Source organism: Pseudomonas sp. FG35 (assembly GCF_057809295.1).
The window spans coordinates 259,421-272,588 of record NZ_JBMDJR010000009.1 but is presented as its reverse complement, the minus strand read 5'-3'; the positions used below and the strand labels follow the sequence as shown (position 1 = coordinate 272,588).

General features: G+C 59.7%; 10 protein-coding genes and 1 tRNA gene. 8 read left to right on the top strand and 3 right to left on the bottom strand.

Translation table 11 applies throughout. The annotated features are described in order from the left end of the window. Positions 1–1,230: a multifunctional CCA addition/repair protein gene (locus ACODTD_RS19515; protein WP_011336214.1), complete on the top strand. Its 1,230-nt coding sequence runs from the start codon at positions 1–3 to the stop codon at positions 1,228–1,230. Positions 1,231–1,269: 39 nt separating this feature from the next. Here ACODTD_RS19515 and folK read toward each other — a convergent pair whose 3' ends face one another. Next, entirely contained in the window at positions 1,270–1,788 is a 519-nt protein-coding gene (gene folK / locus ACODTD_RS19510) for a 2-amino-4-hydroxy-6-hydroxymethyldihydropteridine diphosphokinase (protein ID WP_011336215.1), read from the bottom strand. Beyond that, positions 1,779–2,135 carry a dihydroneopterin aldolase gene (gene folB / locus ACODTD_RS19505; RefSeq protein ID WP_011336216.1) on the bottom strand — a complete coding sequence of 119 codons (357 nt, stop codon included), beginning with the start codon at positions 2,133–2,135 and terminating at the stop codon, positions 1,779–1,781. Before folB ends, folK begins: the two co-directional genes overlap by 10 nt. A 74-nt stretch (positions 2,136–2,209) precedes the next feature. Here folB and plsY point away from each other — a divergent pair, with 74 nt between their 5' ends. After that, positions 2,210–2,779, top strand: coding sequence for a glycerol-3-phosphate 1-O-acyltransferase PlsY (gene plsY, locus ACODTD_RS19500; protein ID WP_007959895.1), 570 nt, complete (start codon positions 2,210–2,212; stop codon positions 2,777–2,779). Between the two features lie 23 nt (positions 2,780–2,802). On the opposite strand, the gene tsaD is transcribed toward plsY, so the two are convergent. Beyond that, positions 2,803–3,828, bottom strand: coding sequence for a tRNA (adenosine(37)-N6)-threonylcarbamoyltransferase complex transferase subunit TsaD (tsaD, locus tag ACODTD_RS19495; protein ID WP_011336217.1), 1,026 nt, complete (start codon positions 3,826–3,828; stop codon positions 2,803–2,805). Positions 3,829–4,027: 199 nt separating this feature from the next. Between tsaD and rpsU the strand changes: the two genes are divergently transcribed. The 6 genes from rpsU (at position 4,028) to ACODTD_RS19465 (ending at position 13,162) form a co-directional block, all read left to right on the top strand. Continuing rightward, the gene (rpsU, locus tag ACODTD_RS19490) at positions 4,028–4,243 is read left to right on the top strand and encodes a 30S ribosomal protein S21 (protein ID WP_002551877.1); all 216 of its coding nucleotides are present in this window, start codon (positions 4,028–4,030) and stop codon (positions 4,241–4,243) included. Between the two features lie 480 nt (positions 4,244–4,723). After that, positions 4,724–6,691, top strand: coding sequence for a DNA primase (dnaG, locus tag ACODTD_RS19485; protein WP_221616019.1), 1,968 nt, complete (start codon positions 4,724–4,726; stop codon positions 6,689–6,691). Positions 6,692–6,758: 67 nt separating this feature from the next. Beyond that, positions 6,759–8,606, top strand: coding sequence for an RNA polymerase sigma factor RpoD (gene rpoD, locus ACODTD_RS19480; RefSeq protein ID WP_221616018.1), 1,848 nt, complete (start codon positions 6,759–6,761; stop codon positions 8,604–8,606). A gap of 126 nt (positions 8,607–8,732) precedes the next feature. Continuing rightward, positions 8,733–12,479, top strand: coding sequence for a bifunctional diguanylate cyclase/phosphodiesterase (locus ACODTD_RS19475; RefSeq protein WP_489105103.1), 3,747 nt, complete (start codon positions 8,733–8,735; stop codon positions 12,477–12,479). Positions 12,480–12,494: 15 nt separating this feature from the next. Then, positions 12,495–12,571 (top strand) — tRNA-Ile (locus tag ACODTD_RS19470). 375 nt (positions 12,572–12,946) lie between these two features. Further along, entirely contained in the window at positions 12,947–13,162 is a 216-nt protein-coding gene (locus tag ACODTD_RS19465; RefSeq protein WP_041475442.1) for a hypothetical protein, read from the top strand. Positions 13,163–13,168 lie beyond the last annotated feature (6 nt).

Genomic DNA, 13,168 nt, shown 5'->3' with positions numbered 1-13,168 from the left:
ATGCAGATTTACAAGGTCGGCGGTGCGGTACGTGATCGCCTGCTGGGCAAACCGGTCACCGATATCGATTGGGTGGTGGTCGGGGCGACTACAGAAGAAATGCTCGCCAAGGGATTTCGCCCGGTCGGCGCGGATTTTCCGGTGTTTCTTCACCCGAAAAGTGGCGAGGAGTACGCCCTCGCCCGCACCGAGCGCAAGAGCGGTCGCGGTTATGGTGGTTTCACCTTTCACGCCAGCCCCGAGGTCACGCTTGAAGAAGACCTGATCCGCCGCGACCTTACGATCAACGCCATGGCCGAGGATGATCAGCAAAACCTGACCGATCCCTACCACGGTCAGCGCGATCTCGAAGAGCGGATTCTGCGCCACGTTTCCCCCGCGTTTGCCGAAGATCCGCTCAGGGTCCTGCGTGTTGCACGCTTTGCCGCTCGCTACGCGGAGCTTGGTTTCAAGGTAGCGCCCGAGACCCTGGAGCTGATGCGTCAGCTCAGCGAATCGGGTGAACTGGAAGCCCTTACGGCCGAACGCAGCTGGAAAGAGATTTCCCGCGCACTGATGGAAGATCAGCCCCAGGTGTTCATTCAGGTGTTGCGCGATTGCGGCGCCTTGAAGGTGCTGATGCCGGAGGTCGATGCCTTGTTCGGCGTGCCGCAACCGGAAGCCCATCACCCGGAAATCGACAGCGGCCTTCACACCCTGAGCGTGCTTGAGCAGTCAGCCTTGCACAAACAACCGCTGACCGTGCGCTGGGCCTGCCTGCTGCACGACCTCGGCAAAGGTCTTACTCCAGAGGAGGAATGGCCACGGCACATCGCCCATGAGCACAAAGGCCTGAAGTTGATCAAAGCAGTCAACGAACGCTTCAAGGCACCGAAGGACTGTCAGGAACTGGCCTTGCTGGTCGGCCAATATCACACCCACGGGCATCGCGCCCTGGAGCTGAAGGCTTCGACCTTGCTCGAGTTGCTGCAAAGCTTTGACGTTTACCGTCGGCCACAGCGTTTCGAAGAGTTCATCGTCGCGTGCGAGATGGATGCCCGAGGCCGCAAAGGGCTCGAGCAACGCAGTTATCCACAGGCGGATTACCTGCGCGGCGCGGCCAATGTGGCACGCGGCGTGGCGGTGCAGCCGTTGCTGGAAAAGGGATTCAAAGGCCCGGAACTGGGCGAGGCACTCAAGCGCGAACGGCTCAAGGCGTTGAAGGTTTACAAGGAATCGGCGGCGTCCTGAAAGCACCTGATCCGCCCTCGCGAGGGCGGATCAAACTGTTCAAGACAGATCTGAAGGCGTGAGCTGAATACCGCGCCACTCGAATCCGACCGGTGCCAGCACCTGATCGATCTGCGCTTCGGCCCACAACGTGGCAAAGCTTTTTCCTGCACCGGGATGCACCCGATCCGGCGCAATCAGCGACAGCGGCCACAGCACAAAGGCATTTTTCAGGATTTCCGCACGAGGCAGGATCAGCCCGTCGAAGTTGCCCGCCAGATCGCCGTACAACAACACGTCGATGTCCAGCGGCAAGCCCTTGCGATCCGGCGCATAACGACCGTTGTCCGCTTCAATGAACTTCAAGCGGCGATCCAGCTCGATCAACGGCAGATCGGTGAACGCCGACACCACGAAGTTGAAGAACGGCCCGCTCTTGATTCCCACCGGCTGGCTTTCGAACACAGGCGAACAGCGTATATCCACCAGAAACGTGGACAAGGCATCCAGACCGGCCTGCAAATGGGTTTCGCGCTCGATATTGCTACCGAGCCCGAGATAGACCTGGGTCAGCGGCATCCGCGCTCGATCTCCACACCCACACCACCCTTGGCGGCCGGTACGGCACCTGGCTTGGTCAGCTTCAGGCGCACCCAGGTGATCTTGAATTCATTCATCAGCACTTCAACCAGACGCTCGGCGAAGGTCTCGACCAGTTGATACTGGGATTGCTCGGCAAAGGCCTGGATCCGTGTGGACACACTGGCGTAATCGAGCGCCAGGGTCAGGTCGTCACCGGCGGCGGCCGGGCGATTGTCCCAGGCGAAGCTCAAATCAAGACGCAGGCACTGTCGGATGCCGCGCTCCCAGTCGTAGGCACCGATCACGGTGTCGACTTCCAGGCCCTCGATAAACACTCTGTCCAAGCACTTTTCTCCGCTGCACGACAAGGGCGCAATGCGCCGTTAGAATCAGGGCGTCCTCGCCCGGAATAGTTAGCATGTTTTGGTTACTGGCGATCCTCGCCTACCTGCTCGGCTCTCTGTCCTTCGCCATTTTGCTCAGCCGCCTGACCGGGAATCCGGACCCGCGAATGAGTGGCTCGGGTAATGCCGGCGCCACCAACATGCTGCGCCTGGCCGGACGCAAACTCGCGATCCTGACCCTGCTGGGTGATCTGTGCAAAGGCCTGTTGCCGGTGCTGATCGCTTCGGCAATGGGCCTTTCGCTGCAGGATCAGGCGTGGATCGGCGTCTGCGCCGTGATCGGTCACCTGTTCCCGTTGTACTTCCGCTTTCGCGGTGGCAAGGGCGTTGCCACGGCGGCCGGCATGCTGCTGGGCCTGTATCCACCCGCCGCGCTGCTGGCCGTGTGCGCCTGGTTGCTGACGTTCTACCTGACCCGCACCAGCTCGCTGGCGGCGTTGATCGCCACTCCGCTGACCCTGCCGTTGCTGGCCTGGCAGGAACCGGCAGCGCTGTTGCCGATGAGCACGCTGACACTGCTGATCGTCTGGCGCCACCGGGGCAATCTACGCGACCTGTTCGCCGGGCGCGAACGGCATTTTTAAATACCGCATGTGAGCGCTGCTTATCACAGCGCTGACAATTGCTCCATCGGCCAGCGCGCCTGTACGCTGATCGCCAGGCTTTCCTGCTGGCCGGCCTGCAAACGCTGGCAGCCGGCAAACGCAATCATTGCGCCGTTATCGGTGCAAAACTCGGGACGGGCATAGAACACATCGCCCTTCATGTCGCCGAGCATCTTCTCCAGCGAAACACGCAGCGCCCTGTTGGCACTGACGCCTCCGGCGATCACCAGACGCTTCATGCCGGCCTGCTTCAGGGCACGCTTGCACTTGATGGTCAAAGTCTCCACCACGGCCTGCTGGAACGCCAGCGCGATGTCGCAACGGGCTTGCTCGCTGTCGTCCCCGGCGCTGACGCATTGCTGCCAGGTGTTGAGGGCGAAGGTCTTCAGGCCGCTGAAGCTGAAATCCAGACCCGGGCGATCACACATCGGACGCGGGAAGGTGAAACGTCCTGCGACACCCTTCTCTGCCAGCTTGGCGATTTCCGGACCGCCCGGATAATTCAGGCCCATCATTTTTGCAGTCTTGTCGAAAGCTTCGCCCGCGGCATCATCCAGCGTCTCGCCGAGCAGACTGTATTGGCCGATGCCATCGACCTGAACCAGCTGCGTATGACCACCGGACACCAACAAAGCGACGAACGGAAATTCCGGCGGTTTTGGCTCCAGCATCGGCGCCAGCAAATGGCCTTCCATGTGGTGCACGCCGAGCGCCGGAATGCCCCAGGCAAACGCCAGCGCCTGGGCACACGAAGCCCCCACCAGCAGCGCCCCGACCAGGCCGGGACCTGCGGTGTAGGCGATGGCGTCGATTTCGGTCGGCACGCAGTCGGCCTCGGCCAGCACCTGACGAATCAGGGGCAGCATGCGCTTTACGTGGTCGCGCGAAGCGAGCTCCGGCACCACGCCGCCATAGACGCGGTGCAGGTCGATCTGACTGAACAGCGCGTCGGCCAGCAGTCCGCGCTCGCTGTCGTACAAAGCGACGCCGGTTTCGTCGCAGGAAGTTTCTAATCCCAGTACTAGCATGGGTTTGCGCCTTGTTTAGGCTGAATTCGAAGGCGCGCATAATAGTCGCCGCGTGATGCCCCGACCAGCGGTTTTCGATCAGAGGCTTTGCATTCCGAGCGATGAGGGGTTAACATCCGCAACCCTTAAAAACCGACGTCTTCAAGTGCTCTTTTGCCGCGAGGATGTTGACCCCGGTAATGAATGAAGGTAGCTCTGGATGCCAGCCGTCAAAGTTAAAGAGAACGAACCCTTCGACGTAGCTCTGCGTCGTTTCAAGCGCTCCTGCGAAAAAGCCGGTGTACTGGCTGAAGTTCGTAGCCGCGAATTTTACGAGAAGCCAACTTCTGAGCGTAAGCGCAAGGCAGCTGCTGCTGTTAAGCGTCACGCCAAGAAAGTTCAGCGCGAACAGCGCCGCGCCGTTCGTCTGTACTAATACACAGACGATCGTAGCAAGCTTCTGCCAAGCCCGGCCCTCAGCCGGGCTAATGGCATTTGCGTAAAACGCTTGATGCTTCACCGTCGAAGCCGCAGATGCGACCGAGACAAACCCGCTTCACCGCGTCAGGCCTGGCTCTTTTGCCAGCGGTGCACGTCTTTTCTGACGAGCCTTTCAAGGCTACTGACGAGCACACCCACTGATTCCTCTTACGACGATCAGCCCAAGGCACCTGCTTGCGTGCCCGCTTCATGAGCTATCCGAGGCCGATTACAGGCCGTCAGCGGATTCAGCGCAACATTTTCGAATAGTCGAAGACTGATGAACACTAACGTCAGTGGATTTTCGGCAGATACACTTCCCGACAGCGATTACGCAAACGACACCGGTCGAGCCGCCCTACGTGCGTGCATCACTCAATGACCCGCGTCCGGCCGCCTTTCGCATCGGATCCATTACAGCGCAGACGAGAACGCCATGGCCGGGCTGATTCCCCAGAGCTTCATTGACGACCTTCTGAACCGCACCGACATCGTCGACGTGGTCAGCTCGCGCGTGCAATTGAAGAAGGCCGGCAAAAACTACACCGCCTGCTGCCCGTTCCATAAAGAGAAAACCCCGTCGTTCAGCGTCAGCCCCGACAAACAGTTCTATTACTGTTTCGGCTGCGGCGCCGGCGGCAACGCCCTCGGCTTTCTCATGGATCACGACAACCTGGACTTCCCCCAGGCTGTCGAAGACCTGGCCAAAGCCGCCGGCATGGAAGTGCCGCGTGAAGAAGGCGGTCGTTCGAACAAACCGCGCCAGCCGACCGACTCACCGCTGTACCCGCTGCTCACCGCCGCCGCCGACTTTTATCGACAGGCGCTCAAAAGCCATCCGGCACGCAAGGCAGCGGTGGATTACCTCAAGGGTCGCGGCCTGACCGGCGAGATCGCCCGCGACTTCGGTCTCGGATTCGCACCACCGGGCTGGGACAACCTGCTCAAACACCTGAGCAGCGACACCTTGCAGCAGAAAGCCATGATCGAGGCCGGCCTGCTGATCGAAAACGCCGAAACCGGCAAACGCTACGATCGCTTTCGCGATCGCGTGATGTTCCCGATCCGCGACACCCGTGGACGGATCATCGCTTTCGGCGGTCGAGTGCTCGGCGACGACAAGCCAAAGTACCTGAACTCGCCGGAAACCCCGGTTTTCCATAAAGGCCAGGAACTCTACGGCCTGTACGAAGCACGCAAGAACAATCGCAACCTCGACGAAATCATCGTCGTCGAGGGCTATATGGATGTCATCGCCCTGGCCCAGCAAGGCCTGCGCAATGCCGTCGCGACACTGGGCACCGCCACCAGCGAAGAACACCTCAAGCGCCTGTTTCGCGTCGTGCCGAACGTGCTGTTCTGCTTCGACGGCGATCAGGCCGGCCGCAATGCTGCCTGGCGCGCACTGGAAGCAACACTGCCCAGCCTGCAAGACGGACGCCGTGCACGCTTTCTGTTTCTGCCCGAAGGCGAAGACCCGGACACATTGATTCGCGCCGAGGGCACTGACGCCTTCCGCGCCCGGATCAATCAGCACGCGCAGCCGCTGGCGGACTACTTCTTCCAGCAACTGACCGAAGAAGCCGACCCGCGCTCGCTGGAGGGCAAGGCCCACATGGCCACGCTCGCAGCACCGTTGATCGACAAGGTCCCCGGCGCCAACCTGCGCATCCTGATGCGCCAGCGCCTGACGGAAATCACCGGCCTGAGCAGCGAGAGCGTCAGCCAGCTGGCCCAGAGCGCACCGCAGGAAGCGCCGCCGGCCTACGACCCAGGCATCGATTACGACGCCATGCCGGACTACAGCGACTACCATCAGCCGCAGGCACAGGACATGTATGTGCCGCAGCAGGAATGGACGCCGAAGAAATCCGGTGCCGGCGGCAAGAAATGGGACAAGAAACCGTGGGACAAAAATGGCAAGCGTGGCGGTGATCGCGATCAGCCCCGTGCCCCACGCGTGCCGGCCGCCGTCGAACCACCGACCCTGGCCGCCCTGAGAACTTTGCTGCATCACCCGCAACTGGCGGAAAAAGTCGAGGACGCCGGGCACTTCGCGGACGAGAACCAGACCAACGCACAGCTGCTGGTGGCACTGCTCGAAGCCGTACAGAAGAATCCCAAGCTAAACTCATTTCAGTTGATCGCGCGATGGCACGGAACCGAACAGGGTCGCCTGCTCAAGGCGCTGGCGGAAAAGGAATGGCTGATTGACGGAGACAACCTTGAACAACAGTTTTTCGACACCATTACTAGCTTGTCAGCCCGCCAACGCGAGCGAAATCTGGAACAACTGCTCAGGAAAGCGCGTCAAAGCGAACTGAGCGCCGAAGAGAAAAATCAACTGCGCGACCTTTTAAGTCGCAATGTTTCCGCATCAAACCCGACCTCAACTGGCGCGTGAGGTCATAGCTCAGGTATAATCCTCGGCTTGTTTTTTGCCCGCCAAGACCTTCAGTGGATAGGGTGTTATGTCCGGAAAAGCGCAACAGCAGTCTCGTATTATTGAGTTGATCAAACTGGGTCGTGAGCAGAAGTATCTGACTTACGCCGAGGTCAACGACCACCTGCCCGAGGATATTTCAGATCCGGAGCAGGTGGAAGACATCATCCGCATGATTAACGACATGGGGATCCCCGTACACGAGAGTGCTCCGGATGCGGACGCCCTTATGCTGGCCGACGCCGATACCGACGAGGCCGCTGCGGAAGAAGCAGCCGCTGCGTTGGCGGCGGTGGAGACCGATATCGGTCGCACCACTGACCCGGTGCGCATGTACATGCGTGAAATGGGTACGGTCGAGCTTCTGACTCGTGAAGGCGAAATCGAAATCGCCAAGCGTATCGAAGAAGGCATCCGTGAAGTGATGAGCGCCATCGCGCACTTCCCTGGCACGGTTGACCATATTCTCTCCGAGTACACTCGCGTCACCACCGAAGGTGGTCGCCTGTCCGACGTTCTGAGCGGTTACATCGACCCGGACGACGGCATTACGCCGCCTGCCGCCGAAGTACCGCCACCGATCGACGCGAAAGCCGCGAAAGCGGATGACGACTCCGAGGACGATGACGCCGAAGCTTCTGATGACGAAGAAGAAGCCGAAAGCGGTCCGGATCCGGTCGTTGCCGCACAGCGCTTCGGTGCTGTCGCCGACCAGATGGAAATCACCCGCAAGGCCCTGAAAAAGCACGGTCGTCACAACAAGGCGGCAATTGCCGAACTGTTGGCCCTGGCCGAGCTGTTCATGCCGATCAAGCTGGTGCCGAAGCAGTTCGAAGCCCTGGTCGAGCGTGTTCGCAGCGCCCTGGATCGTCTGCGTCAGCAAGAGCGCGCGATCATGCAACTGTGCGTACGTGATGCACGTATGCCTCGTGCCGACTTCCTGCGCCAGTTCCCGGGCAACGAAGTCGACGAAAGCTGGTCCGACGCCCTGGCCAAAGGCAAGAGCAAGTACGCCGAAGCCATCGCCCGCGTGCAACCGGACATCATCCGTTGCCAGCAAAAGCTGACCGCGCTGGAAACCGAGACCGGCCTGACCATCGCCGAGATCAAGGACATCAACCGTCGCATGTCGATCGGTGAGGCGAAAGCCCGCCGCGCGAAGAAAGAGATGGTTGAAGCGAACTTGCGTCTGGTGATCTCCATCGCCAAGAAGTACACCAACCGTGGCCTGCAATTCCTCGACCTGATCCAGGAAGGCAACATCGGTCTGATGAAAGCGGTGGACAAGTTCGAATACCGTCGTGGTTACAAGTTCTCGACTTACGCCACCTGGTGGATCCGTCAGGCGATCACTCGCTCGATCGCCGACCAGGCCCGCACCATCCGTATTCCGGTGCACATGATCGAGACGATCAACAAGCTCAACCGTATTTCCCGGCAGATGCTGCAGGAAATGGGTCGCGAACCGACCCCGGAAGAGCTGGGTGAACGCATGGAAATGCCTGAGGACAAGATCCGCAAGGTATTGAAGATCGCCAAAGAGCCGATCTCCATGGAAACCCCGATCGGTGATGACGAAGACTCTCATCTGGGTGACTTCATCGAAGACTCGACCATGCAGTCGCCAATCGATGTCGCCACTGTCGAGAGCCTGAAAGAAGCGACCCGCGAAGTGCTGTCCGGCCTTACTGCCCGTGAAGCCAAGGTACTGCGCATGCGTTTCGGTATCGACATGAACACCGACCATACGCTTGAAGAAGTCGGCAAACAGTTTGACGTGACCCGCGAGCGGATCCGTCAGATCGAAGCCAAGGCGCTGCGCAAGCTGCGCCACCCGACGCGAAGCGAGCATCTGCGCTCCTTCCTCGACGAGTGATACCAGAACCCCCGGCCCAGGCCGGGGGTTTTGTTTATATGGCAGATTAAATACTCAGCTCCGCCCTCCCCCGCGCACAGCCCGTCTACACTCGAAACATTCCCCCCGAGCCATAACGAGACCGTTATGCCCAGACTGGCGTCCGTGCTTTTTTTGCTGTCACTGATGATCTGGACCGCAACGGCTGACGCGCTGACTCTGACCGATGAAGAACGTAGCTGGCTGGCGGCTCACCCGGATTTGCGCCTGGGTGTCGATGCGTCGTGGCCACCCTTCGAGTTCCGCGACGATCAGAGCCGCTATCAGGGCCTGGCTGCGGACTATATCGATGTGATTCGCCAACGCCTGGCGATCAAACTCACGCCCATCGAGCCGGTGAGCTGGACGGTAGTGCTCGAACAGGCGAAAAACGGCACGATCGACCTGCTGCCGGGGATCATGTCTACCCCGGAACGCCAAAGCTACCTCTCATTTACCCGCCCTTACCTCGACTTTCCGATCGTCATCCTGGCCCACGTCGGCGGCCCGCAACCACGCAAGCTCGAGGATCTTTACGGCCTGAAAATCGCCGTGGTCGAAAACTACGCGCCCCACGAACTGCTGCGCACCCATCACCCCGACCTCAACCTGGTGGCGATGCCCAACGTCAGCTCCGCGTTGCAGGCCCTGGCTACCGATGAAGTCGACGCCGTGGTCGGAGACCTGGCATCCAGCGTCTGGAGCCTGCGCCAGCTCAAACTGGATGGTTTATATGTCAGCGGCGAAACCCCTTACCGCTACCAACTGGCAATGGGCGTCCCGCGGGACAACAAAATGCTGGTGGGGATTCTGGACAAGGTGCTGGCCGACATGTCCCCGGAAGAAATCAGCAGCATCCAGGAGCATTGGGTCGGCAACGTCCTCGATCACCGGACATTCTGGTCGGATCTGCTGATTTACGGGTTACCGGGCCTCTCGCTTCTGGTCATCGTGCTGGCGGTGGTGATCCGCATCAACCGTCGTCTGAGCTCGGAAATTGCCCGACGCATCGACCTCGAACAGGAGCTGCGCAGCAGCGAATACCATTATCGCGGACTGGTGGAGAGTCTTTCGGCCATCGCCTGGGAAGCGCGGATCAGCGATTTCACCTACAGCTATGTTTCGCCCCACGCCGAAGACCTGCTCGGTTATCCACTGTCCCATTGGCTGATTCCGGGCTTCTGGCGCAACATCATTCACCCGGCAGACCTGACTCGTGCTCAGAGTTTCTGCGATCATGAAGTGCTGGCCGGGCGCGACCACAGCCTCGATTACCGGGTGATCACCGCTGACGGACGTTGTTTGTGGGTGCGCGACATTGTCAGCCTGATCGAACACGGCCACGAACCGGTGATGCGCGGCCTGATGATCGACATCAGCGAAACCAAGCGCACCGAAGAGGCGTTGCGCCTGTCAGAACAAAAGTTCGCTTCAGTGTTCCAGCAATGCCCGGACATTCTGGTCATCGCCCGGCTCTCGGACGGCTGCCTGCTGGAAGTGAACGAAGCCTTTGAGGAACAGATCGGGCTCAAGGCCGAAGAAGTGATTGGCCAGACCGCCACCGAACTCAACATCTGGGGCATTCCCGGAGTCGGCCCGGGCCTGCTTCAGCGCCTGCAAGCCGGCAGCATTCGCAACCTGGAGATGCCCTTTCGCCGCAATAATGGCCAGGTGTTCACCGGACTGATTTCCGCCGAACCCTTCGAACTCGACACCACACCGGCGCTGGTCGTGGTGGTGCGCGACATTACTCAGCTCAAGGAAACCCAGCAGCAACTGCAAACCTCCGAAGAAAAGTTCGCCAAGGCCTTCCACGCCTCGCCGGACGGCCTGCTGCTGTCGCGCCAGAGCGATGGCCTGTTGCTGGAGGTCAACGAAGGCTTCAGTCGTATCACCGGTTTCAACAGCGCCATGTCTGTAGATCGCTCGGCGCTGGACCTGGGCATCTGGGTCAACCTCAACGAACGCAAGCAAATGCTCGACCTGCTGCACCGCGACGGGTTCGTTCGTGACTTCAGCTGCCACATCCGCCGCAGCGACGGGCAGATACGCCTCTGCGAGGTGTCCAGCCGTCCGCTGCCGATCGGCGACGAAGACTGCATGTTGACCATCGCCCGGGACATCACCGAACGCCACTTGATGCAAGAAAAGCTGCAACAGGCCGCGACCGTGTTCGAAAGTACCGCCGAAGGCGTGTTGATCACCGACACTCAGCAACACATCAGCGCCGTGAACCGGGCCTTCACCGAAATCACCGGTTACAGCGAAAGCGAAGCGCTCGGCCACACCCCGCGCCTGCTTGCGTCCGGCCTGCACGACAGCGCGTTCTACGCAGCGATGTGGCATCAATTGACCGATGAAGGTCACTGGCAGGGAGAAATCTCCAACCGGCGCAAAAATGGCGAGCTGTACCCGAGCTGGCTGACTATCAGCGCCGTGCGCAACCGCGACAAGTTCATCACTCACTTCGTTGCGGTGTTCGCCGATATTTCCAGCCTGAAGCACGCCCAGGCCAAACTCGACTATCAGGCGCATCACGACCCGCTCACTGGCCTGCCGAACCGCACGCTGTTCGAAAGCCGTCTGTTGACGGCACTCAACAGCCAGCAGGAAAACGGCGGCCAGGGCGCAGTGCTGTTCCTCGACCTCGACCGCTTCAAGCACATCAACGACAGCCTCGGTCATCCGGTCGGCGATTTGTTGCTCAAGGGCATCGCCGTGCGCCTCAAGGAGCAACTGCGGGATATCGACACCGTCGCGCGGCTGGGCGGCGACGAATTCATCATTCTGCTGCCCGGCCTGCAGCAACCCGGCGATGCCGACAACATCGCCACCAAACTGCTGAACTGCTTTGGCGCGCCGTTCCAGGCTGGCGAGCATGAGTTCTTCATCAGCGCCAGCATCGGCACCAGTCTCTACCCGCGCGACGGCTGCGATGTCGCAACCCTGATCAAAAACGCGGACGCAGCGATGTATCGCTCCAAGGCCAAGGGCCGCAACCGGGTCGAAAGCTACACCCGCGATCTCACCGCCCAGGCCAGCGAGCGTGTGGCGCTGGAGCACGAACTTCGCCGCGCCATCGAGCGCGAGGAGCTGTACCTCTATTACCAACCGAAAATCAGCCTCGACGATCACAGCCTGGTCGGCGCCGAAGCCCTGATCCGCTGGCGTCATCCGAACTTCGGCGAAGTACCGCCAGAGCATTTCATTCCGCTGGCGGAAGAAAACGGGATGATTCTGCAAATCGGCGACTGGGTGCTGGAAACCGCCTGCCGGCAGATGTTCGAGTGGGGCCAGATCTATGAATCCCTCGGCCCGCTGTCGGTCAACCTCGCCGGCGCGCAACTGCGCCAGCCGAACCTGCTGGGACGCATCGAGCAACTGCTCAAGGACAACCGCCTGCGGCCGGAATTACTGCAACTGGAAATTACCGAAAACTTCATCATGAGCCAGGCTGAAGAAGCGCTGGCGGTGCTGCACCAGCTCAAACACCTGGGCGTGCAACTGGCCATCGACGACTTCGGCACCGGTTATTCCTCGCTGAGCTACCTCAAACGCCTGCCACTGGACATCCTCAAGATCGACCAGTCTTTCGTCCGCGGCCTGCCCGATGACCCGCACGACGCGGCGATTGTCCGCGCCATCATCGCCCTGGGCCGCAGCATGCAATTCACCGTGATCGCCGAAGGCGTGGAAACCCAGGCCCAGCAACAATTTCTCGCCGCCGAAGGCTGTGAGCAGATCCAGGGCTACATCGTCAGCCTGCCGCTGCCACCCGAGGAATTCGCCGCGACGTTTCTTCGCATATCCGTATCGGATTTTTCGGATAGCACAGCCGAGAAACCGTCGCTATAATCCGCGGCCTACTGAGGGCCTATAGCTCAGTTGGTTAGAGCAGAGGACTCATAATCCTTTGGTCCACGGTTCAAGTCCGTGTGGGCCCACCAAACATGAAAAAGCCGCGCTTATGTGCGGCTTTTTCGTATCTGCGTTCCCCCCCTCAGACAACGCATAAACGAGACCGCACAGTCTCTACAATCCGGCGATTGTCGTACCTCCCATCTCGATGCTGCCGGCTCACGCCGCGATCTGATTCACAGGATCATATAGCTCATCTGTTTGCTGCCGAGTTTGTGCATGCAATCGCTGTTCTCCTTGGTTAAAACCGCCAAAACAATGTAACGAAAAATTAATTATCACAAGTTATCGCAGACGCCCCTTTTACAGTCAGAAACAACCAAGAGTTGACAGACAATAGATCAGAAACACAATATGGAAATGCTGGAAAGAATCATTAGTATTAATAATATGGAGCTAAAAATATGGAAATTAAGGCTGCTGCAGGTATCGCTGCACTCATACTGGGTGCCTCCATCTTGAATGCACAGGCTGCGCAAACCAAAGACGCTATAACTTCGGGCAGCGAACCTTTGACAACAGTCATGGGTAAGAAAACCGTCGCATCGGGCACTACAGCCATGATTGGAATCATGTGTTCTGATGGCCGCATTGTGTTCTCCAAGCCTCGCTGCAACTAAGTAAAC

Excerpts from the sequence above, each read along its gene's own strand:
- rpoD (WP_221616018.1), top strand. The coding sequence starts at position 6,759 with ATGTCCGGAAAAGCGCAACAGCAGTCTCGTATTATTGAGTTGATCAAA.
- ACODTD_RS19465 (WP_041475442.1), top strand. The coding sequence starts at position 12,947 with ATGGAAATTAAGGCTGCTGCAGGTATCGCTGCACTCATACTGGGTGCC.
- folK (WP_011336215.1), bottom strand. The coding sequence starts at position 1,788 with ATGCCGCTGACCCAGGTCTATCTCGGGCTCGGTAGCAATATCGAGCGC.
- ACODTD_RS19475 (WP_489105103.1), top strand. The coding sequence starts at position 8,733 with ATGCCCAGACTGGCGTCCGTGCTTTTTTTGCTGTCACTGATGATCTGG.
- ACODTD_RS19515 (WP_011336214.1), top strand. The coding sequence starts at position 1 with ATGCAGATTTACAAGGTCGGCGGTGCGGTACGTGATCGCCTGCTGGGC.
- dnaG (WP_221616019.1), top strand. The coding sequence starts at position 4,724 with ATGGCCGGGCTGATTCCCCAGAGCTTCATTGACGACCTTCTGAACCGC.
- plsY (WP_007959895.1), top strand. The coding sequence starts at position 2,210 with ATGTTTTGGTTACTGGCGATCCTCGCCTACCTGCTCGGCTCTCTGTCC.
- rpsU (WP_002551877.1), top strand. The coding sequence starts at position 4,028 with ATGCCAGCCGTCAAAGTTAAAGAGAACGAACCCTTCGACGTAGCTCTG.
- tsaD (WP_011336217.1), bottom strand. The coding sequence starts at position 3,828 with ATGCTAGTACTGGGATTAGAAACTTCCTGCGACGAAACCGGCGTCGCT.